The organism is Micromonospora sp. HM134 (genome assembly GCF_007833915.1).
GTDB classification, from domain to species: domain Bacteria; phylum Actinomycetota; class Actinomycetes; order Mycobacteriales; family Micromonosporaceae; genus Micromonospora; species Micromonospora wenchangensis.
Genome location: NZ_CP041061.1, coordinates 5912730 through 5937641 on the forward strand (window position 1 = coordinate 5912730; position 24912 = coordinate 5937641).

At 74.1% G+C, this 24912-nt stretch carries 27 protein-coding genes, 1 pseudogene and 1 riboswitch; of the genes and pseudogenes, 13 read left to right on the forward strand and 15 right to left on the reverse strand.

The genetic code is table 11. The annotated features are described in order from the left end of the window. Nucleotides 1-33: 33 nt before the first annotated feature. The 7 genes from dusB to FJK98_RS25520 all read right to left on the reverse strand — a co-directional run bounded on the left by dusB (nt 34) and on the right by FJK98_RS25520 (nt 6482). Nucleotides 34-1125, reverse strand: coding sequence for a tRNA dihydrouridine synthase DusB (gene dusB, locus FJK98_RS25490; protein ID WP_240763065.1), 1092 nt, complete (start codon nt 1123-1125; stop codon nt 34-36). Between the two features lie 160 nt (nt 1126-1285). Beyond that, entirely contained in the window at nt 1286-2086 is an 801-nt protein-coding gene (locus FJK98_RS25495) for a hypothetical protein (protein ID WP_145921254.1), read from the reverse strand. A 16-nt stretch (nt 2087-2102) separates the two neighbouring features. Then, on the reverse strand, nt 2103-2909 hold the full coding sequence (locus tag FJK98_RS25500) for a hypothetical protein (RefSeq protein ID WP_145921255.1): 807 nt from the start codon (nt 2907-2909) through the stop codon (nt 2103-2105). 43 nt (nt 2910-2952) lie between these two features. Further along, nucleotides 2953-3780 carry a hypothetical protein gene (locus FJK98_RS25505; RefSeq protein WP_145921256.1) on the reverse strand — a complete coding sequence of 276 codons (828 nt, stop codon included), beginning with the start codon at nt 3778-3780 and terminating at the stop codon, nt 2953-2955. Nucleotides 3781-3933: 153 nt separating this feature from the next. Then, nucleotides 3934-5313 carry a glycine--tRNA ligase gene (locus FJK98_RS25510; protein WP_145921257.1) on the reverse strand — a complete coding sequence of 460 codons (1380 nt, stop codon included), beginning with the start codon at nt 5311-5313 and terminating at the stop codon, nt 3934-3936. Nucleotides 5314-5429: 116 nt separating this feature from the next. Continuing rightward, nucleotides 5430-5903 (reverse strand): hypothetical protein, encoded by a 474-nt coding sequence (locus FJK98_RS25515; RefSeq protein WP_145922986.1) that lies wholly within the window; start codon nt 5901-5903, stop codon nt 5430-5432. A gap of 237 nt (nt 5904-6140) precedes the next feature. Then, nucleotides 6141-6482, reverse strand: coding sequence for an antibiotic biosynthesis monooxygenase (locus FJK98_RS25520; protein ID WP_145921258.1), 342 nt, complete (start codon nt 6480-6482; stop codon nt 6141-6143). 27 nt (nt 6483-6509) lie between these two features. Here FJK98_RS25520 and FJK98_RS25525 point away from each other — a divergent pair, with 27 nt between their 5' ends. The 7 genes and pseudogenes from FJK98_RS25525 to FJK98_RS25555 all read left to right on the forward strand — a co-directional run bounded on the left by FJK98_RS25525 (nt 6510) and on the right by FJK98_RS25555 (nt 12013). Next, nucleotides 6510-6767 (forward strand): DUF6703 family protein, encoded by a 258-nt coding sequence (locus FJK98_RS25525; RefSeq protein WP_145921259.1) that lies wholly within the window; start codon nt 6510-6512, stop codon nt 6765-6767. A gap of 54 nt (nt 6768-6821) precedes the next feature. Continuing rightward, entirely contained in the window at nt 6822-7772 is a 951-nt protein-coding gene (locus FJK98_RS25530) for a metal ABC transporter substrate-binding protein (RefSeq protein ID WP_145921260.1), read from the forward strand. Continuing rightward, on the forward strand, nt 7769-8530 hold the full coding sequence (locus FJK98_RS25535; RefSeq protein ID WP_145921261.1) for a metal ABC transporter ATP-binding protein: 762 nt from the start codon (nt 7769-7771) through the stop codon (nt 8528-8530). The genes FJK98_RS25530 and FJK98_RS25535 overlap by 4 nt, the downstream gene beginning before the upstream one ends. Before the next feature lie 3 nt (nt 8531-8533). Further along, nucleotides 8534-9400: a metal ABC transporter permease gene (locus FJK98_RS25540; RefSeq protein WP_145921262.1), complete on the forward strand. Its 867-nt coding sequence runs from the start codon at nt 8534-8536 to the stop codon at nt 9398-9400. A 43-nt stretch (nt 9401-9443) separates the two neighbouring features. Continuing rightward, a pseudogene (locus tag FJK98_RS25545) lies at nt 9444-9746 on the forward strand (ArsR/SmtB family transcription factor); the annotation flags it as partial. A 67-nt stretch (nt 9747-9813) separates the two neighbouring features. Beyond that, nucleotides 9814-10419: a hypothetical protein gene (locus FJK98_RS25550; RefSeq protein ID WP_145921263.1), complete on the forward strand. Its 606-nt coding sequence runs from the start codon at nt 9814-9816 to the stop codon at nt 10417-10419. Between the two features lie 103 nt (nt 10420-10522). Continuing rightward, nucleotides 10523-12013 (forward strand): cellulose binding domain-containing protein, encoded by a 1491-nt coding sequence (locus tag FJK98_RS25555; RefSeq protein WP_205789217.1) that lies wholly within the window; start codon nt 10523-10525, stop codon nt 12011-12013. 45 nt (nt 12014-12058) lie between these two features. Here FJK98_RS25555 and FJK98_RS25560 read toward each other — a convergent pair whose 3' ends face one another. Further along, complete coding sequence (locus FJK98_RS25560; protein ID WP_145921265.1) at nt 12059-13315, reverse strand: cellulose binding domain-containing protein; 1257 nt, start codon at nt 13313-13315, stop codon at nt 12059-12061. Nucleotides 13316-13556: 241 nt separating this feature from the next. Here FJK98_RS25560 and FJK98_RS33370 point away from each other — a divergent pair, with 241 nt between their 5' ends. After that, on the forward strand, nt 13557-13724 hold the full coding sequence (locus FJK98_RS33370; RefSeq protein WP_168222550.1) for a hypothetical protein: 168 nt from the start codon (nt 13557-13559) through the stop codon (nt 13722-13724). Nucleotides 13725-13830: 106 nt separating this feature from the next. Here the strand turns inward: FJK98_RS33370 and FJK98_RS25570 are convergent, their stop codons facing one another. Both FJK98_RS25570 and FJK98_RS25575 read right to left on the reverse strand, forming a co-directional pair. Next, on the reverse strand, nt 13831-14334 hold the full coding sequence (locus tag FJK98_RS25570; protein ID WP_145921266.1) for a DUF6328 family protein: 504 nt from the start codon (nt 14332-14334) through the stop codon (nt 13831-13833). Nucleotides 14335-14461: 127 nt separating this feature from the next. After that, entirely contained in the window at nt 14462-15292 is an 831-nt protein-coding gene (locus tag FJK98_RS25575) for an alpha/beta fold hydrolase (RefSeq protein WP_145921267.1), read from the reverse strand. 102 nt (nt 15293-15394) lie between these two features. Further along, a riboswitch (TPP riboswitch) is annotated at nt 15395-15500 on the forward strand. Between the two features lie 76 nt (nt 15501-15576). Here FJK98_RS25575 and FJK98_RS25580 point away from each other — a divergent pair. From FJK98_RS25580 to FJK98_RS25590, 3 genes are read left to right on the forward strand one after another with little or no spacing between them, the layout of a single operon-like run. Next, nucleotides 15577-16167, forward strand: coding sequence for an ECF transporter S component (locus FJK98_RS25580; protein ID WP_145921268.1), 591 nt, complete (start codon nt 15577-15579; stop codon nt 16165-16167). A 33-nt stretch (nt 16168-16200) separates the two neighbouring features. Continuing rightward, nucleotides 16201-17628, forward strand: a complete 1428-nt coding sequence (locus FJK98_RS25585; RefSeq protein ID WP_145921269.1) for an ABC transporter ATP-binding protein — start codon at nt 16201-16203, stop codon at nt 17626-17628. A gap of 52 nt (nt 17629-17680) precedes the next feature. Beyond that, entirely contained in the window at nt 17681-18481 is an 801-nt protein-coding gene (locus FJK98_RS25590) for an energy-coupling factor transporter transmembrane protein EcfT (protein ID WP_145922987.1), read from the forward strand. Between the two features lie 124 nt (nt 18482-18605). On the opposite strand, the gene FJK98_RS25595 is transcribed toward FJK98_RS25590, so the two are convergent. Beyond that, on the reverse strand, nt 18606-18857 hold the full coding sequence (locus FJK98_RS25595) for a hypothetical protein (RefSeq protein ID WP_145921270.1): 252 nt from the start codon (nt 18855-18857) through the stop codon (nt 18606-18608). Nucleotides 18858-19245: 388 nt separating this feature from the next. Between FJK98_RS25595 and gndA the strand changes: the two genes are divergently transcribed. Next, nucleotides 19246-20691 (forward strand): NADP-dependent phosphogluconate dehydrogenase, encoded by a 1446-nt coding sequence (gene gndA, locus FJK98_RS25600; RefSeq protein WP_088644399.1) that lies wholly within the window; start codon nt 19246-19248, stop codon nt 20689-20691. Between the two features lie 187 nt (nt 20692-20878). Here gndA and FJK98_RS25605 read toward each other — a convergent pair whose 3' ends face one another. From FJK98_RS25605 to recO, 3 genes are all read right to left on the reverse strand, one after another. After that, complete coding sequence (locus FJK98_RS25605; protein ID WP_145921271.1) at nt 20879-21064, reverse strand: hypothetical protein; 186 nt, start codon at nt 21062-21064, stop codon at nt 20879-20881. A 70-nt stretch (nt 21065-21134) separates the two neighbouring features. After that, on the reverse strand, nt 21135-21911 hold the full coding sequence (locus tag FJK98_RS25610; protein ID WP_194821763.1) for an isoprenyl transferase: 777 nt from the start codon (nt 21909-21911) through the stop codon (nt 21135-21137). Nucleotides 21912-21943: 32 nt separating this feature from the next. Next, the gene (gene recO / locus FJK98_RS25615; protein ID WP_145921273.1) at nt 21944-22840 is read right to left on the reverse strand and encodes a DNA repair protein RecO; all 897 of its coding nucleotides are present in this window, start codon (nt 22838-22840) and stop codon (nt 21944-21946) included. 102 nt (nt 22841-22942) lie between these two features. Here recO and FJK98_RS25620 point away from each other — a divergent pair, with 102 nt between their 5' ends. Then, on the forward strand, nt 22943-23719 hold the full coding sequence (locus FJK98_RS25620) for a DUF4097 family beta strand repeat-containing protein (protein ID WP_194821754.1): 777 nt from the start codon (nt 22943-22945) through the stop codon (nt 23717-23719). Between the two features lie 16 nt (nt 23720-23735). Here FJK98_RS25620 and FJK98_RS25625 read toward each other — a convergent pair whose 3' ends face one another. After that, nucleotides 23736-24818 carry an acyltransferase gene (locus FJK98_RS25625; protein WP_145921274.1) on the reverse strand — a complete coding sequence of 361 codons (1083 nt, stop codon included), beginning with the start codon at nt 24816-24818 and terminating at the stop codon, nt 23736-23738. Nucleotides 24819-24912 lie beyond the last annotated feature (94 nt).

The window sequence follows — 24912 nt, forward strand, 5'->3', positions numbered from 1 at the left end:
CCGGGCCGCACTCTGACGGCGGGCGGGCCGGCCTCAGCCGCCCGAGTCGTCCAGCTCGGCGCCCTCGGGGACGGTGTCGTCGTCCCGGCTGTCCAGCCAACCCTCCGGCAGGAAGACCTTGCCGGGGGAGTTCGTCCGGCCACGCGGCTGACCCAGGGCGGCCACCGGGAACGGTTCGCCCGCGTCGAGCTTGCCGAGCAGGTCGTCGAGCTGGGCCAGGCTCTCGATCATGGCGAGTTCCCGGCGTAGTTCGCTGCCGACCGGGAAGCCCTTCAGATACCAGGCGACGTGCTTACGGAAGTCGGTGCAGCCGTCCCGCTCGCCCCGGGCCGGGGTACGCGAGCCGGCGGTGAACTGGTCGACCAGCAGTTCGGCGTGCCGCCGTATGGTCACGGCCACCTCGCCGAGGGTCGGCATCCGACGCTCCGGCCGGCCCTCGAACGCGGCCTGCAGGTCGGCGAAGAGCCACGGCCTGCCCAGGCAGCCCCGACCGACCACCACCCCGTCCACCCCGGTGTGGGCCACCATCCGCAGCGCGTCGTCGGCCTCCCAGATGTCGCCGTTGCCGAGCACCGGCACGTCGAGCGCCTGCTTGAGGGTGGCGATGGCGTCCCAGTCGGCGGTGCCGGAGTACCGCTGCGCGGCCGTCCGCCCGTGCAGGGCCACCGCCGCCACCCCGGCGTCCTGGGCGGCCAGCCCCGCCTCGACGTACGTCAGGTGGTCGTCGTCGATGCCCTTGCGCATCTTGACGGTGACCGGCACCCCGGCGGGGGACGCGGCGTCCACCGCGGCCCGCACCAGCCGGGCGAACAGCCGCCGCCGCCACGGCAGGGCCGACCCGCCGCCCCGCCGGGTCACCTTGGGCACCGGGCAGCCGAAGTTCAGGTCGATGTGGTCGGCGAGGTCCCGTTCCACCACGATCCGCACCGCCTGGGCGGTGACCTCCGGGTCGGTGCCGTAGAGCTGGAGGCTGCGGGGCCGCTCGTCGGCGCCGAAGGCGATCATGCGCAGGGTCTTCGGGTTCCGCTGCACCAGCGCGACCGTGGTGATCATCTCGCAGACGTAGATGCCGCCGCCCTGCTCCCGGCAGAGTTGCCGGAAGCCGACGTTGGTGATGCCGGCCATCGGGGCGAGCACCACCGGCGGCCACACCTGGTGGGGGCCGATGGTGAGCGGACGAAGGACCGCAGCGGGACTGGTCACGTACCCCAGAATCCCATGCCGGCGGCGGCCCGCCCACCGCCGGTGGCCCGCCCCTCGGGCGAACCCGGCCGTCGGGTACGGCTCAGGACCCCTCGGGGACGGTCAGGACCAGCCCGCAGACGTCCACGATGACCGAGGTGGCCGCGTTGACGTGGACGCCGAACGACAGCGGGGTGCCCTGGTGGCTGCCCAACTGCACCTCCACCAGGTTCGACAGCACCTGGTTCGGCCCCCACCAGTTCAGCGAGGACGTCCCCGGCCGGGCGATGGACGAGCTGTACGCGGTGAGGAAACCCCCGGAGACGGTGCCGGCGACGGTCACGTTGACGTACGCGGCGGTGGCCCTCCCGGCCAGGGCCGGCGGCACGGCGCGCACCGTGACGTGCAGCGCCCGGCCGGCACCCAGCCTGCCGGCCACCACGTCGCCCGCACCGGCGACCACGTTCGCGGCGTAACGGTCCATCGCCCGGGTGTCGAGGATGCGCACCGGGGCGACGGCGAGCGTCCGGTTGGCCCACCGGGACGTGCTGACATACCGCCTCGTCCCGTCCCGGCCGCCGATGACCAGGTCACCGGAGTCGGTGACGGCCAGCGAGCCGGTGGGCAGCTCCGCCGGGATCGACGCCTCCGGGGTGGGGGCGAGGACCAGCGGTGGACGCCCCCCGTCGTGGGTGAGGGTCAGCGTCGGGGCGTCCGACGACCCCCCGGTCAGCAGCGTCCCGGCGGTGCCGGCGTCGTTGGGCTGCCCGACCCGCACCGGCTCACCGGCAGCGGCCTCCGCCGGGGTGACGACGACGCCCCCGACCACCACGCCCGCACCGACGGCCACGCCGCCCCGCACGAGCTGACGCCGGGTGGTCGCACGGGTCCGGTCACTGCTCACGTCGTTCCCCTCCCGGTCAGACACCGGTCCGTCCTCCGCGTCCGGCGGCTGCCCTGATCGTCCGGGCGCGCGCCCCGGCCGCACCCGGACGGCCACCGGACGCACCGGCCAGCACCGAATCCGGGTGGTACACCAGCAGGCCGGTGACGTCGAGGATCACCGCCGCCGCGCCGGCCGCCACCCAGACGGCCACCACGTCCGGGTGGTAGTCCCCGTCGACGGTCTCGTAGCCGCCGAGCTGGGAGATGACCCCGTTGGAGAGCAACTGGCCGACGTCCCACCAGTTGATCGTGGAGGCGGTGGGCAGCGCGCCCCGCCCCCAGACCGTGGCGTATCCGGCCCGCGCGGTGTCGGCGACCGTGACGTTGCCCATCAGGCCGTCGCCGTACGCGACGACGCCCCCCAGGTGGACGACCAGCAGGGTGTCGGCGAGCACCCGGCCCCGCGGGTCGACCCGGCCGACGCCTTCCAGTAGCCGGGCCCGGCCGGCCGCGCTGCGGCTGTCCAGCACCCGGATCGGCGGGATCGGCACCAGCATGGTGGCGTTCGCCGTGGTCAGCGTCTCGTGCTGCACCACCGCGCCGTCGACCACCCGCTGCACGCCCAGCCCGGCGGCGGTCGACACCAGCCCGCCGTCGCATCCCGGACCGGGCGGCCGGCGGGTCAGCCGGAGGGTGGCGCCACCGGCGCTGTTCGCCAGGGCCAGCGTGGCGGCCCCGCCGTCGGCGGCGCTGGTCACGGTGGTGTGCGCGGTGCCGGTGGTGGTCCCGCCGAGGACCACCGGGTCCCCGGTCGCGGAAGGGTCACCTGCGGACGATGTCATGCTTCGTTCCCCCGGGGGCGGATGCGGCGGGGCGGCGGGTCGCCTAGGCACGGCCGGTGAGCACCTGGCTCGGGTGACCGACGAGCAGGCCGGTCAGGTCGAGGATCACGTGGGTCGGCGAGCTGGTGGCCTGGAGGGTCAGCACGCTGTGGTACGCCCCCAGGGTGCCGAGCGCGGTGAACAGGAAGTTGGACAGGATCTGGCCGCTGGTCCACCAGTTGACCGTGGAGGTGGCCGGCCGGGGGCCGCTGCCCCACACGGTCAGCACGCCCCCACCGGTCATCCCGGTCACCGTCACGTTGCCCTTGACCGCCCGGCCGTCCCGGACGTAGCTGTCCAGGCTGAGCACGATCGGCCGGCCCGGCACCAGCCGGCCGGTGGCGTCGAGGTCGCCCGCGCCGGAGACGATGGCCCGCCGCAGGTCCGGCTGCCGGGTGTCGAGCACCCGGGTCGGCACCACCGCCACCGAGGTGGTCGCCCACTGCGACGTCCAGGCCCAGCCGGTGGTGCCGTCCCCGGCGTCCGTGCCGGCCCGGACGACGAGGTCGCCGTGCTCGTCGACGGCCAGGGTGCCGGGTTCGGCGTCCAGCACCTGCGGGTGGAGGCGGTCGCCGGGCACCAGCCGCAGCGGGGCGCCCCCGGTGTTCGCCAGCACCAGCGTGCCGTCCCCGGCGGTGGCCTGCACGGTCGTGGTGGCCGGGCCGGCGTCGTTGGTCGTACCCAGGGTGAGGTTCCCGCCCGGGGCGGCGCGGGCCGGGTCGGGCCGGGCGACCGTGACGGCGACGCCGGCCGTGGCGGCGGCGACCGTGGCGGCCCGGCGCAGCAGGCGACGGCGGTCCGGGTCGTGCTCCGGTTGCGGCGCACGCGTCATTTCCCACCCCCGTTGCGATATCCAGCACCGCGAATGCTGGCACGGCACACCGGCCGACTCAAGGACCCGGACGGACGCGGACCGGCCCCGCCCCGGTCAGGGGGCGGGGCCGGTCCGACGGTGGCCGGGCCGGGCGACCCGGATCCGGCGTGGTCAGCAGCCGGGCAGGCGCTCGATCAGGTAGCGCTCGACCTGGTCCAGGGCGACCCGTTCCTGGGCCATGGTGTCCCGGTTCCGCACGGTCACCGCGTCGTCGTCGAGGGTGTCGAAGTCGACGGTGACGCAGAACGGGGTGCCGATCTCGTCCTGCCGGCGGTAGCGGCGGCCGATCGCCTGCGAGTCGTCGAACTCGACCACCCAGCGCTTGCGGAGCTGGGCGGCGAGCCCCTTGGCCTTGGGCGAGAGCGCCTCGTTGCGCGACAGCGGCAGCACCGCCACCTTGACCGGGGCCAGCCGGGGGTCGAAACGCATCACGGTGCGCTTGTCGACGCCGCCCTTGGTGTTCGGGGCCTCGTCCTCGTCGTACGCCTCCAGCAGGAACGCCAGCACCGCGCGGGTGAGGCCGGCGGCCGGCTCGATGACGTACGGCACCCAGCGCTCGTTGCGGGTCTGGTCGAAGTACGACAGGTCCACGCCGGAGTGCTTGCTGTGCGTGGACAGGTCGAAGTCGGTGCGGTTGGCGACGCCCTCCAGCTCGGCGAACTCGGTGCCGCCGAAGCGGAACCGGTACTCGATGTCGACGGTGCGCTTCGAGTAGTGGGAGAGCTTCTCCTTGGGGTGCTCGTAGAAGCGCAGGTTCTCCTCGGAGAGCCCCAGGTCGAGGTACCAGTTCCAGCGCTCCTGGAGCCAGTACTCGTGCCACTGCTCGTCGGAGCCGGGCTCGACGAAGAACTCCATCTCCATCTGCTCGAACTCGCGGGTGCGGAAGATGAAGTTGCCCGGGGTGATCTCGTTGCGGAACGACTTGCCGGTCTGCGCGATGCCGAACGGCGGCTTCTTGCGGGCGGCGGTCGCCACGTTGTTGTAGTTGACGAAGATGCCCTGGGCGGTCTCCGGGCGCAGGTAGTGCAGGCCCTCGTCGCTCTCCACCGGGCCGAGGTAGGTCTTCATCAGGCCGTTGAACATCTTCGGCTCGGTAAAGGTGCCCTTGTTGCCGCAGTTGGGGCAGTTCAGCTCCTGCAACGAGGTCAGCGGCTTGCCGTGCTTCTCGGCGTACGCCTCCTCCAGGTGGTCGGCGCGGAACCGCTTGTGGCAGGACTGGCACTCGGTCAGCGGGTCGACGAACTCGGCGAGGTGGCCGCTGGCCTCCCACACCTTGCGGGCGAGGATGACCGCCGAGTCGAGGCCGACGACGTCGTCGCGTTGCTGGACCATGGCCTTCCACCACTGCCGGCGGACGTTCTCCTTCAGCTCCACGCCGAGCGGACCGTAGTCCCACGCCGACCGGGTGCCTCCGTAGATCTCGCTGGAGGGAAAGACGAAGCCTCGGCGCTTGGCGAGGCTGACGACGGCGTCGATACGGTCGGCTGGCATGTTTCCTCCTACGCCGGCTGGCGGTCGGCGTGGCCATGAAGACGGGTGGGACCGGACGGCCCGGGACAACGGTACGACCAGCAGCGCCCCGGGCCCAGCAGAATACCGGGGAGGGCTCAGCTGACCCCGCAGACCTCCATGCCGCCGGTCTGCTGGTCGGCGGCGAGGGTGACCTGCTGGGTGTCCCGCCCGCCGCCGCTGAAGGTCACGTCGACCGGCACGGTGAGGGTCTGCGGGTCGACGTCGCCCACCCGGTAGCTGGCGACGGCCGGTTCCTCGGCGACCCGGCGGGCGAACTCGCCCCGCGACTCCCGCCGCCGCGCGTCCTCGCAGAGCGCGTCGTACGCCTTGCCGTACTCCTTGGCGACCAGGGCGCGGTAGTAGTCGTCGGTGACCGCCTGGCCCTGCTCCTCGATGGCCTGCACGTTGCTGACGACCAGCCCGACGGCTGCCGCGCCACCGCCGCCGCAGCAGATCAGCAGGGCCAGCGCGCCGACGCCGAGGCCCAGCCAGAGCCGCTTGCGGCTGCCCTCGGTGGGCGGGGCGGCGAACGGGGGAGCCACCCCGGGCCCCTGGGGCGGCGGGGGCACCCCCGGGTCCGACGGCGGGGTGGGCACGCCCGGGGCACCCGGCGGGAGGGGCGTCCCCGGGCCACCCGGGGCGGCGGGCGGCGGTGCGCCGTCCGGGCCGGGTGTCGCGGGGTACGGCGGTGGGGCTGCCGGGCCGGGAGCGGTCATAGGAGCAGGGTAGTGCCACCGGGCTCGACGCTGCGGACTCGCGGCCCGATCGGGCTCAGCGCTGCCTGTGGACACGCGGCCCGGTCGGGCTCAGCGGTGCGGGCGCGCGGCCCGGTCACTGTCGACGACGACCACCTCGCCGTCGGGGGCCGCGCCGGCCAGCGTCTCGTACGCCGAGGGTTCGTCGACCGACTCGGCGAGCAGCGGCACGGCGGTGATCTTGACGTCGAACCCGCCCAGCGCCCGCCGGTACGTCCCGACCGACTCCCACTCGGTGAGCAGGCACCAGTGCCGGGGGTCGTCGAGGGCGCGCAGGAGTTCACCGCGCCGGTAGCCGGGGCGGGCGGCGAGCGCGGCCAGCGCGGCGTGCGCCCGGGCGGTGAAGTCGTCCGCCGCCTCGACGGCGACCACGAACCGGTTGGTGACCAGCACCGGGTTCCTCCTCGTAGAGTCTGTGGGATGCAGCCTACGCAGCGCCCCCTGCTGGCCCGGTTGGCCCGGGCGAACCCGACGTCGGTGTTCCTCGCCACCCTGGCGCTGGTGCTGGTGGCGCTCTTCGCGCCCGGCCCGGTCGGTGGTCTGCTGCTGCTGGCGCTGGCCGCCGGGCTGGCCTACCTGCTGACGGTCACCTGGCCGGTGCAGGCGCCGCAGACCCGGCTGATCCGGTTGGTGATGCTGACGCTGCTGGTCACGGTGGCCCTGGTCAAGCTCTTCTGACATGCACTCATGCGTTTTTGACAATCATTCTCGTTTTCACGGACAGTTGCCGACATGACCACCCGCACCCGGTTCCGCGCCCTGACCGCCGCCACCGCCCTGCTCGCCCTGACCGGTCTCACCGCCTGCTCGACCGAGGGCGCCGGGGCCGACCCGGACCGGGTGGACGTGGTCGCCGCCTTCTACCCCCTCCAGTTCGTCGCCGAGCGGGTGGGCGGGGACGCGGTCACCGTCACCAACCTGGCCAAGCCGGGTGCCGAGCCGCACGACCTGGAACTCAACCCCCGCCAGGTCGGCCAGGTCAGCGAGGCCGAGCTGGTCTTCTACCTCAAGGGCTTCCAGCCGGCGGTGGACGAGGCCGTCGCGCAGAACGCCGCCGACCGGGCCTTCGACGTGACAGGTGTCGCTCCGCTGCGCGACGCGACAGCCGGCGGGCACGACCACGACCACGAGGGTGAGGACGGTCACGCCGAGGAGGAGAACGGCGGCAAGGACCCGCACCTCTGGCTCGACCCGACCCGGCTGGCCACCGTCGCCGACAAGCTGGCCGAACGGCTCGGCGCCGTCGACCCCGACCGGGCCGCCGACTACACCGGCCGGGCCCGGACGCTGCGCGGCGAGCTGGAGAAACTCGACGCCGAGTACACCGCCGGCCTGAAGACCTGCCAGCGTCGGGAGATCGTGGTCAGCCACGCCGCCTTCGGTTACCTCGCCGAGCGTTACCAACTGGAGCAGATCGGCCTCACCGGGCTCACCCCGGACACCGAGCCCGCCCCGCAGCGGCTGGCCGAGGTCGCCCGCGAGGCCCGCGAGCACGGCGCCACCACGATCTTCTTCGAGACGCTGGTCAGCCCGAAGGTCGCCGAGACCATCGCCGCCGAGGTCGGCGCGAAGACCGCGGTGCTCGACCCGATCGAAGGGCTCTCCGCTGACGGGGGTGGGGACTACCTTTCGGTGATGCGCACCAACCTGACCACGCTCCGTACCGCCCTGGGGTGCTCGTGACCGCTCCCGTCATCCAGGTCGCGCACGCCACCGCCGGCTACGACGGCCGGCCGGTGCTGCGGGACGTCTCGCTGACCGTCACCGCCGGTGAGGTGGTGGCCGTGCTCGGGGCCAACGGCTCCGGCAAGTCCACCCTGATCCGGGCGGTGCTCGGGCTGGTCCCGCTGGGCGCCGGCACGGTCGAGCTGTTCGGCGTCCCGCAGCGCCGGTTCCGGCAGTGGCACCGGATCGGGTACGTCCCGCAGCGCCTCGGCGCGGGCAGCGGCGTGCCGGCCACCGTCCGTGAGGTGGTGGCCTCGGGACGGCTGGCCCGCCGGGGCGTGCTGCGCCCGCCGGGCCGGGCCGACCGGGCCGCGGTAGAGGCGGCGCTGCGCGCGGTGGGGCTCGCCGACCGGGCCCGCGACCCGGTGTCCACCCTCTCCGGCGGCCAGCAGCAGCGCACCCTGATCGCCCGCGCGCTGGCCGGCGGGCCGGAGCTGCTGGTGCTCGACGAGCCGACCGCCGGCGTCGACGCGGCCAGCCAGGAGGCGTTCGCCGGGGCGCTGCACGACTTCGTCGGCACCGGGGGCACCGTGCTGCTGGTCGCCCACGAGCTGGGGCCGCTGCGCCCGTTGATCAGCCGGGCGGTGGTGGTGCACCAGGGCGGCGTCTGCCATGACGGCCCGGTGCCGGAACCGGCCGGCCACCACGCCGAGCCCGACCACGACCACGTGCACCCGCACGGTCCCGAGGAGCCCGCCGGGCTGTGGAGCCGCTGAGCAATGGACCTCTTCCAGTACGACTTCATGCAGCGGGCGCTGGTCGGCGCCCTGGTGATCGGGCTGGCCGCCCCCGCGCTCGGCATCTACCTGGTGCAGCGGCGACTGGCCCTGATCGGTGACGGCATCGGCCACGTCGCGCTCACCGGCGTCGGGGCGGGCCTGCTGCTCAACCGGTCCCCGGTGCTGGTAGCGGTGGTCGCGGCGATCCTCGGCGCGGTCACCATCGAACTGGTCCGGGCCCGGGGCCGCACCTCCGGCGACCTGGCGCTGGCGCTGCTGTTCTACGGCGGCATCGCCGGTGGGGTGATGCTGGTCGGGCTCTCCGACGCCAGCAGCGCCAACCTCAACGCCTACCTGTTCGGCTCGCTGACCACCACCTCCCCCGCCGACCTGGCCACCATCGCGGTGCTCGGCGCGACGATCGCGGTGCTCATGCTGGCGCTGCGCCCGGCGCTGTTCGCGGTCTGCCACGACGAGGAGTACGCCCGGGTCGCCGGGCTGCCCGTGCGGGCGTTGAACCTGCTGCTGGCGGTCGCCACCGCGGTCACCGTCACCATCGCCATGCGGGCCGTCGGGGTCCTGCTGATCAGCGCCCTGATGGTGGTGCCGGTGGCCACCGCGCAGCAGGTCACCAGGGGTTTCCGCAGCACCATGACGGCGGCCATGGCGCTCGGCCTGTTCGCCGCCGGGGCGGGGGTCTGGGTGGCGGCCAACGCCGACACCGCCCCCGGCGCCTCGGTGGTGCTGCTGGCGATCGCGTCGTTCCTCGTGGTGGCGCTGGCCGCCGCGGCCCGGCGGGTGCTGCGCCGCCGGGCCACCCCGGCCGTGGTCAGCGCGCCGGAGCCGCACGAGGTGGTGCTCCGGTGACGCCGACCGGCGTACCGTCACCGGTATTGGTTACCGTTACGGGGTGACCGGCACCCACGGCTACGACGCCTTCGAGGGCGCGGGCGAGCTGCTCCGGGCGCTGTCCGCGCCGATCCGGCTGGCGATCGTGAGCGAGCTGGCCCAGGGTGAACGGTGCGTGCACGAGCTGGTCGAGCAGCTCGGCGCACCGCAGCCGCTGGTTTCCCAGCACCTGCGGGTGCTGCGCGGCGCGGGGGTGGTGCGGGGGTCCCGGCGCGGCCGGGAGATCGCCTACGCCCTGGTCGACGAGCACGTCGCGCACATCGTCGCCGACGCGGTCAGCCACGCCGGGGAGGGGCCGTCCGCCCCCGCCGAGCCGGCCGTCGGGCGCGCGGGGGGTGCCGGGCGGCCCGCGTCGTGGCACGCTGTCGGCCGTGAAGATCTACGCTGACCGTTTTCCGGTCGCCCTCCGTCAGTTCCTCACCGACCTGTTCGTCGTCGCCTGGGTCTATGCGGCGGTCCGCTTCGCGATGTGGCTGTACGACCTGGTGGAGAAGCTCGCCGTACCCGGGCGGAAGCTGGAGGGGGCCGGTGGTGGCCTCGCCGACAACCTGGCCGAGGCCGGCGGCAAGGTGGGCCGGGTGCCGCTGGTCGGCGACGAGCTGACCGGCCCGTTCACCAAGGCCGCCGACGCCGCCCGTGCGGTGGCCGAGGCCGGCCGCGACCAGCAGGACCTGGTCGGTCAGCTCGCCTGGGCGCTGAGCATCGCCGTGCTGGTCTTCCCGCTCGGGCTGGTGCTCTTCGGCTGGCTGCCGCTGCGGCTGCGCTGGATGCGCCGGGCGGCCTCGGCGAAGGCCCTCGCGGCCGGCCCGGCCGGCCGGGACCTGCTGGCCCTGCGCGCGCTGACCAGCCAGCCGCTGCGCCGGCTGACCCGGATCGACCCGGACGTGGCGCAGGCGTGGCGGCGCGGCGACGACGCCACCGTCGACGCGCTCGCCGCCCTGGAGCTGCGCCGACTCGGCCTACGCGGCGGCCGCTAGGCACCTTCTCCTGTTGTGCCGACCCACCCCACAGGCTTAGATGATGGTGAATGTCTTACGCCTGGTGGCCGTCGGCACGCACGGCCTGGAGAGGGGGCGTCCCATGCCCGTGTCCCGTATCCGGTCGATCGTCGCGGCCGGGGCAGCCGGGGTGGTGGCGGTGCTGGCCGCCACGCTCATGGCGCTGCCCGCCGCCCGGGCGGCCACCGGTGACGGCTCCCCCACCGACCCGAACATCGCGTTCGTCGGCCGCTGGGACCGCAGCACCAGCAGCGCGTACGTGCCGAACTGGGCGGGCGCCTACCTGCGGACCGGGTTCACCGGCACCACGGTCAAGCTGCGGCAGCGCCGGACCATCGATCTCTACTACAGCATCGACGGGGCCGACTTCCGCTACCTGACCAACGTCAGCGGCACGGTCAACCTGACCCCGACCCCGCTGCCCGCCGGCAACCACACGCTGGTGGTGTCGTACCGGGTGGTCGCCGGCTCGTACACCGGGGACGCGGTGTTCCAGGGGTTGACCCTCGACACGGGCGCGCGGACCCTGCCGGCGGTGGTCCGGCCCCGGCTGATCGAGTTCGTCGGCGACTCCATCACCCTCGGCACCACCTCGTCGCGGACGGCGCTGACCGCGTACGGGTGGCTGACCGGCGAGCAGCTCGGCACCGAGCACACCCAGCTCGGCTACGGCGGGGGCTGCCTGGTCGCCACCGCCGACGGCTGCGTCAGCGTCGCCAGCCAGTTTCTCCGCACCGGGTACGCGGCGAACAGCCCGGCCTGGGACTTCAGCCGCTACCAGGCCGACGCCGTGGTGATCAACCTGGGCACCAACGACCGCAGCCACGGGGTGAGCGGCACGGACTTCCAGAACCAGTACGCCACGTTCATCCGTACCGTGCGGGGAAAGTACCCGCGTGCGGCGATCTTCGCGCTGCGCACCTTCAGCGGCCGGTACGCCGCGGAGACCGCCGCCGCCGTCACCACGGTCACCGGAGGCGGCGACCGCAACGTGTTCTACGTGGACACCACCGGCTGGCTGCCGGCCGACGGGCTGAGCGACTCGGTGCACCCGAACGACGCCGGGCACCGGGCGATCACGGCCCGGCTCGCCCCGGTCGTCGCGGCGAAGCTGTCCACCACGCCGACGCCGACCCCGACCACCGCAGCGCCCACCACGGCAGCACCCACCACCGCGCCGCCCACCACGCCCCCGGTTACCACCGCACCGCCCACCACCGCTCCGCCGGTGACCACGCCGCCGGCCGGCGGGACCGGCTGCGCCGTCGGGTACGCGGTCACCGGGCAGTGGCAGGGCGGGTTCCAGGGTGAGGTGACGATCCGCAACACCGGCACCACCCCGGTCGACGGCTGGACGCTCCAGTGGACGTTCGCCGACGGCCAGCGGATCAGCCAGGCCTGGAACGCGGGCTACACCCAGAGCGGCGGCACCGTCCGCGCGACCAACGCCAGCTGGAACGGTGCGATCGCGGCCGGCGCGACGGTGAACTTCGGCTTCCTGGCCGACGTCACCGGCACGAACAACCGGCCCGGTGGCTTCACCCTCAACGGCGTCGCCTGCACGCTGTCCTGACCCCGGTCGGGCGGCCCCGGTCCGGGGCCGCCCGACCGCACGCCGTCAGCGCAGGTAGGCCGCGAGGCCGAGCTGCTGGTTACGCAGGGCGGTGGCGACCACGCCGGCGATCTGCCGGGCCCCGGCCGTCTCGAAATGGGTGTGGTCGGCGCAGAAGAACGCGCCCACCGCGCCCGAGTTGTAGTCGCCGTTGTTCGGGCACAGCTTCAGCGTGTTGTAGAGCGTGTAGCTCAGCTTGTGCAGGTCGATGACGGGGACGTTGTTGGCCCGGCCCGCGTCGAAGGTCTCGGTGAGGAAGCCCCGGTTGCCCACGGCGGTGCTGCCCGAGCAGGTGATCGCGGCGGCGGGGGTGAGGAAGACCGGGTACGCGCCGCGCTGCTGGGCCGCGCGGGCCATCACGCCGAGCAGCTCCTTGTAGCGGGCCGAGCCGACGTGCCGGTTACAGGTGGTGCTGCCGTCGTTGATGCCGAACTGGATGAGCAGGTAGTCGCCGGCCTTCATCCCGCCGGTGGCGTTCAGCATGGCCTGCCAGCGGGTCGAGTAGGTCTGCGGGTTGATCACGCACTCGCCGGCCGCGTTCATCGTGGTGGTGACGTTCGGGTCGTACAGCCAGGTCTGGATGCTGCGCCCGCCGACCGCGCTGTTGACCACGGTGGCGTTGCCGTTGAGGTACTGGCCGAACTGGTTGCCCCAGCCCACCGGGCAGGCCCCGCTGGACGACGGGTTGGCGACCGTGGAGTCACCGGCCAGCCACACGGTGACCGGCGGCTGCGTCGAGGGCGTCGGGGTGGGCGTGCGGGTCGGCGTCGGCGTGGGGGTGAGGGTGGGCGTCGGGGTCGGGGTGGGTGGGGTGGACGGTGGCGGGCAGGGCGTGGCGGTCGGGGTCGCGCCGGTGCAGGAGACCCCGTTGAGCGCGAACGCGGTGGGCGCCGGGTTGGCGGTGGTCCACGCGCCGTTGAACCCGAAGCTGACGCCGGCCCCGGTCCCGATGGTGCCGTTGTAGCCGACGTCCTTGGCGCTGACCGCCGTCCCGTTCTGGGTGACGGTGGCGTTCCATGCCTGGCTGACCCGCTGTCCGCTGGCGAACGCCCAGGTGAGCGTCCAGCCGGCGACCGGGTCGCCGAGGTTGGTGATGGTCACGTCCGCGCCGAAGCCGCCCTGCCACTCGCTGGTGACCTTGTAGTCGACCCGGCAGCCGGTGGCCGCCGCGGTGGCGTTCCCGGCCGCGACCGCCACGCCGCCCGCGAGGACCGCCAACGTGATCGCGCCCAGTCCGGCGAGACGTCGCCGTGCTGCTCTCATGGTCCACTCCTCGTCGCCGGTGCCGGGCCGGCGTCGCCCGCCCCCACTGGACGGCCGCCCGAGCCCCGCGACGATGGCCGCACCCCGGGACGAGAGGAGGCAACAATCGATGTTACTCGATATCAATCCCCCCTCCCACCTCCACCTGGCCGGACCGGCACGCCGGGCGAAGCCCTCGCCGGGCCGGGGCCGGTCATGCTGGGTCGTCGGGCGTCACGACCGGCTCGTCTAGGGTGGTGCGGTGCTCTACTTCCTGATCGTCATCGCCGTGCTGCTGCTGGTGTACGCCGCCGTGCTGGTCAGCTTCGTCCGGCGCGGACGCAAGATCCCGCCGCAGGCGTACCTGGTGCTGGCGCTGCTCAACGGGCTCATCCTGGCCGCCGTGCTGGCCTGGGCGATCGCCCGCTGACCCGCCGGCCGGCCCCGACCGGCGGACGGGCCGGGGGCCCGCCCCGGCCGCCGTCGGCCCGGACGGGCCCCCGGCCCACCGCATCCACCACCACCCGGGGGCGGGATCAGTCGCCGTTCAGCACCACCGGGTCGTCATCGTCGTCGTCGATGTCGTCGTCGCCCCAGTTGCGCCGGGCGAACGGCAGGATCACCCAGAAGGTCAGGAACCACAGGCCGGTGATCACGGTGAGCACCACGGCGATGCCGGTGTCGAGCACGAAATCGGCGATCAGCAGGACCGCGCTCACCATCGCGACCAGCATGAAGGCCAGGCCACCGGAGGCCATCCGGTGCGCGAAGCGGACCAGTTCCGGCTTGCGGCCCTGGCGGAACAGCGCCCGGTGGAAGGCGACCGGCGAGATGATCATCGCGGTGGCCGCGGCGGCGGACAGCAGGGCGAGGATGTAGACGTCCCGCTGGAACTCGCTGGTCCGGGTGAACCCGTTACTGAACGGCAGGGTCAGCAGGAAGGCGAAGAGGATCTGCACGCCGGTCTGGGCGACCCGCAGTTCCTGGAGCAGATCGGCGAAATTGCGCTGCCAGCGCTGCTTCTCGGATTCCTTCGACACGCGCTACCTCCGGTTCAGACGGTACGACCGACGGGGGCACCCCCCGTCGGCAGCAACGCCTGTGCCCGATCCACGATCGCCCGAAACCGATTCACGATCCCCGATCGGGGCGCTCCGTCGGCACCCCTCAGACCGCCCCGCGCACCCGGGCGAGAATCACCTCGGCCAACGGGCCCGGCGCCTCGTCGGGAATCCAGTGGGTCACCCCGTCGAACACCACGAACCGGTAGTCCCCCGACACGTGCCGGGCGCACGCCTGCGCGGCGGCCCGCCCGATCGCCACGTCCCGGTCGCTCCACACGTAGCTGGTCGGCACCGGCACCGGACCGACCGCCTTCATGTCCCGCCCCGACATCGCCCGGTACCAGTTCAACGCGCCGGTCAACGCGCCCGGTGACCGCATCGGCCCGGCGTACCGGGCCACCCGGGCCGGGTCGCCGACGCCGGACAACAGCCGGCGCAGCACCACCCCCCGCCCGGCCAGCAGCACCCGCTCCGCCAGGCCCGCCCGGCGGAACAACGCCATGTACGACGAGCGCGCCCGCTGCCCACGGTCGGTGGCCAACGCGTACCCGAAGGCGGCCGGGTGCGGCACCGAGACCGCGGTGAGGGTACGCACCCGCTGCGGATGCCGCGCGGCCAGCGCCCAGGCGACGACCGCGCCCCAGTCGTGCCCCACCACGTGCGCGGCGTCGACGCCCACCGCGTCCAGCACCGCCACCGCGTCGGCGACCAGCTCCGGCAGCCGGTAGTCGGCCACCGCGACGGGGCACGCCCCGGGCGAGTAACCCCGCTGGTCGGGGGCGTACGTGCGCAGCCCGGCGGCGTGCAGGGCGGGCGTCACCGCGTCCCACTCCCCACCGTGCTGGGGAAAACCGTGCAGCAGCAGCACCACCTCGCCGCCCTCGGGGCCACCGGCCCGTACGTCGAACGTCAGACCCCGCGCCGCCACCCGCACGATCGCCAGCCTACCCAGCCCACCCGGACGTCGAATGCCGGGAACCGTGTGACCTGCTGGGCCGTTGCCGCAGGTCGGTGCTAGCGTCTGCCGAGACAACTTCACATCCGACAGGGGAGCGCACAGCGCTGAGAGTGCGGGCACCGCCCGCAGACCCTCGAACCTGATCTGGGTAATGCCAGCGCAGGGAGTTCGGTCGACCTCCAGCCGCGCCGCCGTCCGGCAGCCGCCGGGCGCGGCGTGCGTCTTCTCCTGGTTCGATCGCTGGACTGGGAGGCACCGACATGCAGCACACCACCACCAACCGGTGGCGCACCATCGACATCGTGGTCGCCGCCGTGATCGCCGTCGCCTTCGGCGTCATCTTCTGGGCCTGGGGCCTGGTCTGGAAGGCCGCCGACCCGGCGTTCGCCGCCGCACCGGCCAGCCAGGCCGTGATGTACGGCGTCTGGCTCGTCCCGGCCGTGCTCGGCGGCCTGGTCATCCGCAAGCCCGGGGCGGCCCTGTTCTGCGAGGCCGTCGCCGCCACCGTCTCCGCGCTGCTCGGCGCCGAGTGGGGCGGCGTCACCATCGTGCAGGGCCTGATCCAGGGCCTCGGCGCGGAGCTGGCCTTCGCCGCGTTCCGCTACCGGGCGTACCGGCTGCCGGTGGCGGTGCTGGCCGGGGCGATGACCGGGCTGAGCGCCGCCCTGTTCGACTTCTTCGTCTGGAACGCCGAGTACGCCCTGACCAGCTACCGCCTGCCGTACGCGGCACTGACCGTGGTCAGCGCCGCCGTCGTCGCCGGGGTCGGCGGCTGGTACCTGACCCGGGCGCTCGCCGAGACCGGGGTGCTCGACCGGTTCCCCGCCGCCCGCGACCGCACGCTCGTCTGACCCTGCCGTGGCGAGCGGGAAGGGGTCGACGGCGTGGCCGGGGTGAGGCTGGTCGGCTTCGGCTGGCGGCACGCCGGGCGGCGGGCCTGGGCGGTACGCGGGGTCGACCTGCGCATCGACCACGGGGAACGGGTGCTGCTGCTGGGGCCGTCCGGGGCGGGCAAGAGCACCCTGCTGGCCGCGCTGGCCGGGCTGCTGCCGGCGGACTCCGGCGAGCAGGAGGGCACCGTCGAGATCGACGGCCTCGACCCGGCCAAGGCCCGCGAGCGGGTCGGCACCGTCTTCCAGGACCCGCAGTCCCAGCTCGTGATGGCCCGCTGCGGGGACGACGTCGCGTTCGGCCTGGAGAACCGGGGGGTGCCCGGCGACGAGATCTGGCCCCGGGTGGACGAGGCGCTGCGCCGGGTCGGTTTCCCGTACCACCGGGACCGGCCCACCGCGGCGCTGTCCGGCGGAGAGCAGCAGCGGCTCGCCCTGGCCGGCGTGCTGGCGCTGCGGCCGGGGCTGCTGCTGCTCGACGAGCCGACCGCCAACCTCGACCCGGCCGGCGGGGAACTGGTCCGCACGGCGGTGGCCGGCGCGTTGGACCCCGACACCACCCTGGTCCTGGTCGAACACCGGGTCGCCGACGCCCTGCCCCTGGTCGACCGGGTGGTGGTGCTCACCCCCGGCGGCGGGGTCCGGGCCGACGGGACACCGGAGGCGGTCTTCGCCGCGCACGGGGCCGCCCTCGCCGCCGAGGGGGTGTGGGTGCCCGGCCACCCCAGCGTGGCCCGGCCGGCCGCCGGACCGCCCGGCGCGGAGTTGCTCACCGCCGACCGGCTCGGCCTGCCGCCCCGGCTGGCCCCCACCGACCTGGCGGTACGCGCCGGCGAGGCGCTCGCCGTCCTCGGGCCCAACGGGGCCGGCAAGTCCACCCTCGCGCTGCTGCTCGGCGGCCTGCTCCGCCCCGGGGGCGGCCGGCTGACCGCCACCGCCGCACTGGCCGACGGGGACACCCGTACGCCCCCGCACCGGTGGCGGGCCCCCGCGCTGGCCGGCCGGATCGGTTCGGTCTTCCAGGACCCGGAGCACCAGTTCGTCACCCGCACCGTCCACGACGAACTGGCCCTCGGTCCGCGCCGGACGGGTCGCCCCGAACCGGCCGTCCGGGCCACCGTGGACGAGTTGCTGGACCGGCTGCGGCTGACCCGGCTCGCCGGGGCCAACCCGTACACCCTCTCGGGTGGGGAGGCCCGGCGGCTCAGCGTGGCGACCGCCCTGGCCACCGCGCCCCGGCTGCTGATCTGCGACGAACCCACCTTCGGCCAGGACCGCCGCACCTGGGGTGAGCTGGTCGACCTCTTCGCCGACCTGCGCGACGCCGGGCACGGCGTGGTCACCGTCACCCACGACGGGGACTTCGTCGCCGCGCTCGCCGACCGGACGGTCACCCTGCGCCCCGCCCGGGAGCAGCCGTGAGCGCCCCCGCCCCGCTCCCCCGCCCGGCCCGTCCACCCGCGTGGCGGCGGTCGTGATCGGCCTGGAACCCGTCGCGACGCCCGGTGCGCCGCTGGCCCGGCGCAACCCGGTGGCGAAGCTCGCCGCCGGGCTGGTCTTCTCGTTCCTGCTGGTCGCCAGCCTCGACCCGGTCGCGCCGGCGGTGGCGATCGCCGTCGAGCTGGCGCTGCTGCCGCTGTTCGGCATCCGCTACCGGGTGCTGGCCCGCCGGGCGTGGCCGCTGCTGGCCGGTGCCGTCGGCATCCTGGTCACCCTGGTGCTGTTCGCCGCCGACCGCTCCGGTCCGGTGCTCTGGGCCGCCGGGCCGCTGCTGGTCACCTCGGGGGTGCTGGTCACCGCGCTCGGGCTGGTGTTGCGGATGTTCGCGGTCGCCCTGCCCGGGGTGATCGTCTTCGCCACCACCGACCCGACCGACCTGGCCGACGCGCTGGTGCAGAACGCGAAGGCCCCGGCCCGCTTCGCCATCGGCGCGCTGGCCGCGTTCCGGCTGGTGCCGCTGCTCGGCCAGGAGTGGCAGATGTTGACCATGGCCCGGCGGGCCCGGGGCGTGGACGCCGGCCGTAACCCGCTGGCCCGGCTGCGGCTCTTCGCCGCCACGGCGTTCGCCCTGCTGGTGGGCGCGATCCGGCGCGGCACCCGGCTGGCGGTGGCGATGGACGCCCGGGGCTTCGACGCCGGCACCCCGCGTACGGTGGCCCGCCACCAGGTGTTCCGCCCCGCCGACTGGCTGCTCGTCGCCGGAGCGGCAGCCCTGGCCGCCGGCGCCCTGGCGATCAGCATCGCCCTGGGCACCTTCCGCCCCCTGATCGGCTGACCCACCCGCCCCGAGTCCCGCCCGCCGAGCGGCAGGCCGTCGGCAGCACTGAGCCGAAACAGCGGTATCCGAACCCTCGGATACCGCTGTTTCGGCGATCTGGCGTGACGGGCCGCCGGGCGGGTCAGCTGCGGCGGAAGGCGTACCGGCGGCTCTGGCCCTGGGCGGTGGTGGAGCCGGCCCGGACCGACCGGCCCGACCGCGACGGCGGTGGGGGCGGGGTCGACCGGGCGGCGACCTCCGGGTGGGACGACGCGACGGCGAGGGGAACCGGATGCGTGGGCGTCACGGTGAGCGCCGCGAGCGCCGCCGCGTCCACCTCCACCGGGGACGGTACGGGACGACGGGACTTCTTCGGACTGCGCTTGGCGGGCATACGCTGCCTCCTGACGAGGTGCGGAGGGCCACCCTGCCGCGCCAGCGGCGGGCGGATGGTCGACGGACGGGATCGGCTCCGGACGACCGGCCACGAGGCATCCCCTGTCAGCAGGGGGCGGGAGACGCGGACGCCCGAGCACGCGGACCCACGGCCACGGCGGCGGGTCGGCGCTGGAGAAGGGCGTCAGATGCGCATGCCGCCACGCTAACCGACCCCCGCACCCGACGCACCCGCTTTTCCCCGACGACCGTTCCGGCCGACGACTGTGGCCCCCGTCGGGCCCATGCGACCACCCTGTGACACTGGGTGGACTGCGGCTGCCGGCCCTCGCGGGCGCGCGATACGGTCGCAGCACACAGGTGACGTGAGAGGTGGCGGGTACGACATGACGCAACAGGCGACGGCGCAGATCGGCGTGACCGGGCTGGCGGTGATGGGTCGCAACCTGGCCCGGAACCTGGCCCGGAACGGGTTCACCGTGGCGGTGCACAACCGTTCCCCGGAGCGCACCCGCAGCCTGGTCGCCGAGCACGGTGACGAGGGCACCTTCGTGCCGTCGGAGTCCCTGGCCGACTTCGTCGGCTCGCTGGAGCGGCCCCGCGCGGTGATCGTCATGGTCAAGGCGGGCGCCCCCACCGACGCCGTCATCGACGAGCTGGTGCCGCTGCTGGAGGAGGGGGACATCGTCGTCGACGCCGGCAACGCCCACTTCGCCGACACCCGCCGCCGGGAGGAGACGCTGCGCGAGCACGGGCTGCACTTCGTCGGCACCGGCGTCTCCGGTGGCGAGGAGGGCGCGCTGCTCGGCCCGAGCATCATGCCGGGCGGCTCGGCGGAGTCCTACCAGAAGCTCGGGCCGATGTTCGAGAAGATCGCCGCGCAGGTGGACGGCGTCCCCTGCTGCCAGCACGTCGGCCCCGACGGCGCCGGCCACTTCGTCAAGATGGTCCACAACGGCATCGAGTACGCCGACATGCAGCTCATCGCCGAGGCGTACGACCTGCTGCGGGCCGGGCTGGGGGCGACCCCGGCGGAGATCGCGGAGATCTTCCGGGAGTGGAACACCGGCGAGCTGGAGTCGTTCCTCATCGAGATCACCGCCGACGTGCTGGCGCACACCGACGCCGCCACCGGCAAGGCCTTCGTCGACGTGGTGCTCGACCAGGCCGAGCAGAAGGGCACCGGACGCTGGACGGTGCAGATCGCCCTCGACCTGGGCATCCCGATCACCGGCATCGCCGAGGCGACCTTCGCCCGGTCGCTGTCCGGGCACGCCGGCCAGCGTGAGGCGGCCCGCCGCACCTTCGGCGACGCGGGCGAGAAGTGGCAGGTCGAGGACCGGGACGCGTTCGTCGAGGACGTCCGCCGGGCGCTGCTGGCCAGCAAGATCGTCGCGTACGCGCAGGGCTTCGACCAGATCCGGGCCGGCAGCCGCGAGTACCACTGGGACATCGACCTGGGCGGCACCGCCACCATCTGGCGGGGCGGCTGCATCATCCGGGCCCGCTTCCTCGACCGCATCCGCGAGGCGTACGACTCGCAGCCGGAGCTGCCGACGCTGCTGGTCGCGCCGTACTTCGCCGAGGCCGTCAGCGACGGCGTGCCGAGCTGGCGTCGGGTGGTGGCGGACTCGGCGCGGGCCGGCGTACCCACCCCGGCCTTCTCCTCGTCGCTTGCCTACTTCGACGCGCTGCGCGCGGAGCGGCTGCCGGCGGCCCTGATCCAGGGCCTGCGGGACAACTTCGGCGCACACACCTACCACCGGATCGACCGGGAGGGCGCGTTCCACACCCTGTGGGCGACCGCCGACCGCTCCGAAGTGGCCGGCTGACCGTCTCAACCGTCACCCCCGGTGGGTCGCGGTGTCCCCCGGTGGGGGGCATCGGGGCCCACCGGACCCGCACGGGTCACTGCCCCACCCGAACGCCCCGCTGCCCACGGTGAGAACCGGGGCGGCGGGGCGTTCGACGCGTGATCAGCGGTGACCGGGCGTCACCCGGAACACCGGTGGCCGACGGTCACCAGAACCGACGACGGCGGGCCCGCTGGGGGCGCAGCACGTCGGCGCCCCGGGACAGCAGCCGGCTCACCCCGCTGGGGCCGCGCCGGGCCTCCAGGGTGTGGCTCAGCCGGCGGGCACCGGCCGCGGCCAGCGGCACGGCGACCGCCATGACCGCCCACTGTGCGATCCGCTTCTGAATCATGAGTGCTCACCTCCGCGATTGGCTGCTCACCAGGGGATACCCCGACGGTGAGATCACCAATCGTGGCCGGTCAGCGCGGCGGGGCGACCGGGTTGGGCAGCGCGCCGCCGAAGCGGCGGTCCCGCTGGGCGTACAGCTCGCAGGCGTACCACAGGTGGCGACGGTCGAAGTCCGGCCAGAGGGTGTCCAGGAACACCAGCTCCGCGTACGCCGACTGCCAGAGCATGAAGTTCGAGATCCGTTCCTCGCCGGAGGGGCGCAGGAACAGGTCCACCTCGGGGACCTCCGGGTGGTAGAGGTACTTCGCCACGGTCTTCTCGGTGATCCTGTCCGGGTCGAGCCGACCGGCGGCCACCTCCCGGGCGATCGCGGCGGCGGCGTCGGCGATCTCGGCCTGACCGCCGTAGTTGACGCAGAACTGGAGGGTCAGCGTCGAGTTGCCCCGGGACATCTCCTCCGCGGTCTGCAACTCGGCGATGACGCTCTTCCACAGCCGGCCCGCCCGCCCCGACCACACCACCCGGACGCCCAGGTCGACGAGCTGGTCGCGGCGGCGACGGATGACGTCCCGGTTGAAGCCCATCAGGAAACGGACCTCGTCCGGCGAGCGCCGCCAGTTCTCGGTGGAGAAGGCGTACGCCGACAGGTAGGGCACCCCCAGCTCGATCGCCCCCTCGACGGTGTCGAAGAGGCTGTACTCGCCCTGCTCGTGGCCCTTGGTGCGGGGCAGGCCGCGCTCCTTGGCCCAGCGGCCGTTGCCGTCCATCACCACCGCGACGTGCTTCGGCAGCGCCTCGGCGGGCAACGCCGGTGGACGCGCCCCCGACGGGTGCGGGGTCGGCGGCACCGGCTCCCGCCGGCCGGCCCTCAACGATCGGATCACTCGGTCATCTCCCTGTCCACACCCTCCACACCGACCCGGGGTGGCAGCACCCGGCCACCCGGCGCACCGCCGTCGTCTGAGGCCGGCCCGCCGCCCACCGGGCCGGTGTCCGACGCACCGGTCGGCGGGCCACCCCGGTCGACCAGCGGCAGCGAGCGTAGCGCGCGTTCCAGGTGCCACTGCAGGTGCGCCGCGACCAGGCCGCTGCACTCCCGGCGTACCCCGGCGGCGGTGGCGTCGGCGACCTGCCAATCGCCGCTGGTGAGGGCGGACATCAGGTCGATGGTGGCCGGCGCTGGGTGGGCCGCGCCGGGCGGCCGGCAGTCCGGGCAGACCGCGCCCCCGGCCGGTACGGAGAACGCCCGGTGCCGCCCCGGGGTGCCGCAGACCGCGCAGGCGGTCAGGGCCGGCGCCCACCCGGCGAGGCTCATCCCGCGCAGCAGGTAGGCGTCGAGCACCAGCGTGGTGGCGTGCTCACCCCGGGACAGCGCCTTGAGCGCGCCGAGGGTGAGCTGGAACAGCCGCAGCGACGGTTCCCGCTCGACAGGGGTGAGGCGTTCGGCCGTCTCCGCGATCGCGCTCGCCGCCGTGTACCGGGGGTAGTCCCCGAGGAAACGTTTGCCGTACAGGTCGATGCCCTCGACCTGGCTGACGCTGTGCAGCGAACTGCCGGTGTTGCCCTTCGGGTCCCCGGCGAGCTGGAGGTCGACGTGCCCGAACGGTTCCAGCCGGGCGCCGAACTTGCTGGTGGTGCGGCGTACCCCCCGGGCCACCGCGCGCAGCCGGCCGTGCCGGCGGGTCAGCACCGTGATGATCCGGTCGGACTCGCCCAGCTTCTGCACACGCAGCACCACCGCGTCGTCGCGGTAGAGCTGTCGGCGGTACCCGGCCATCGGGTCATTCTCTCTCGGGGTGGGAAATCAGGGTCGGATCGGGGTGGGTCGGCGCTCCGCCCCGGATGTGCGCCGGGGTACGACGGTCGTAGGTTGCTGGTCATGGCACTTCCCCGCAGCGTGGTCGCCCTGGGCGCGACCGCCGCCCTCATCCTCGCCACCGGGTGCGACACACTGGCGTTCCGGCGGCTGGACTTCGACACCACCGAGGCGGCGAAGATCGCCCGGATCACCGTCCGGCCCGGTTCCGGGGACCTCGTGGTGCGGGCCAACGGCCCGGCAACCGGGGTACGCGTCAAGCGGGTGCTCCGCTACCAGGGCGACCAGCCCGACACCACGTACCAGATCAGCGGCGACGAACTGGTGCTCGACACCGGCTGCGGCCCCCGCTGCTCGGTGTCGTACGAGGTGACCGCCCCGCCCGGGGTGCGGGTGCAGGGCGAGACCGGCTCCGGTGACGTGGAACTGGCCCGGATCGGGTCGGTCGACTTCTCCCTGGGCTCGGGCAACCTGCGGATCGCCGACGCCAGCGGCCCGGTGCGGGCCGAGACCGGCTCGGGCAACATCGAGGTGCTCAACGTCACCGGCCCGGTCGACCTGCGGGCGTCCTCCGGTGACGTCACCGGGACCCGCCTCGGCGGCGACGTCTCCGCCGAGACCAGCTCCGGCAACATCACGCTCGTCCTGACCACCGCGGCCTCGGCGCGGGCCCACGCCGGCAGCGGGGACGTCGAGCTGACGGTGCCGGCGGGCCGGTACCGGGTGAAGTCCGACGTCGGCTCGGGGGACGCCGACCTCGGGGTGACCAACGATCCGGGGGCGTCGCTGGTGCTGGACCTCAAGACCGGCAGCGGGAACGTGACGGTCGTGCAGCGGTGAGGCGTCCCGGCGTACCTCACCGGGCCCTGGTCCCGGCGGCGTCGGCCCCGGCCGTCCGGGGTGCCGGGACGACGGGCGTCGCGGGCACCTGTCGGGTCGGCCGCCGGCCGGGGACCAGCTCGGGGCGGCGGCGGGCCGCCACGTCCTCGACCCAGCCGACCAGCAGGGTCACCACGCCGACCAGCAGGAAGACCAGCACCACCCGGATCGCCAGCCCCCACGGGTCGCGGGGTGACCAGCCGACCAGCCCGACCAGCGGGGTGAGCGCCACCACGAAGGGCATGTGCCACAGGTAGATGGTCAACGCGCGCCGGTTCACGATCGTCACCAGCCGGTCGACGATCCGGTTGCGGTCCACCCAGGCGGCGGTGGCCGGGGCCCGGCCGATGACCACCAGGATGAACGCCGCCGACCACAGGGCGTTGCCCAGCGGGATGTCGTTGAGGTCGTAGCCGCGCGGCCCGGGGTGGGTGAGGATCCAACCGGCACCGGCCCCGGCCAGCAGCAGCGCCACCGGCACCAGCACCCGGCCGGCCAGCCGGCGCAGCAGCCCGTCGTGGTGGGCGAAGCCGAGCAGCCAGGCGCCGAAGTACAGGCCGAAGTCGCGCAGGACCGCCGAGGTGGTGGTCAGCAGACCCGCCTCGATCGCGATCAGCAGCAGGTAGGGGACGGCCAGGGTGGGCAGCGGGGCGCGGCGGAACAGCCACAGCGCCACCGGGGAGGCGAGCACGAACCACAGGTAGTCCCGCAGGTACCAGATCGGGCTGAGCGCGAGCGCGCCCCAGTAGTTGGCCGGCGGGTCGGCGACCGGGAACAGCCAGAGCACCACCCGGGGGGTGAACACCAGTCCGGTCAGCAGCATCGCCGGGACGAAGACCGCCGCCACCACCCACAGCGAGGGCAGCAGCCGGCGCAGCCGACGCCCGACCGCGGGCACGCCGGAGCGGTCCAGCGACGCGGCCATCAGCGACCCGGCCAGGGCGAACATGACCGACATGGCCGGGAAGACCAGCGTCAGCGAGGCCAGCCCGGTGACGTGGTAGACCACGACCCGGACGATGGCCAGGAAACGGAGCAGATCCAGATATCGGTTACGCATCAGGCTGCATCTATGTCGGGGGCGGATGGACGTCCCCTACCCTGCGCACCCGACCTGTGAAACCGCTGCTAATCGGTGCCTGACGTGAAACTTC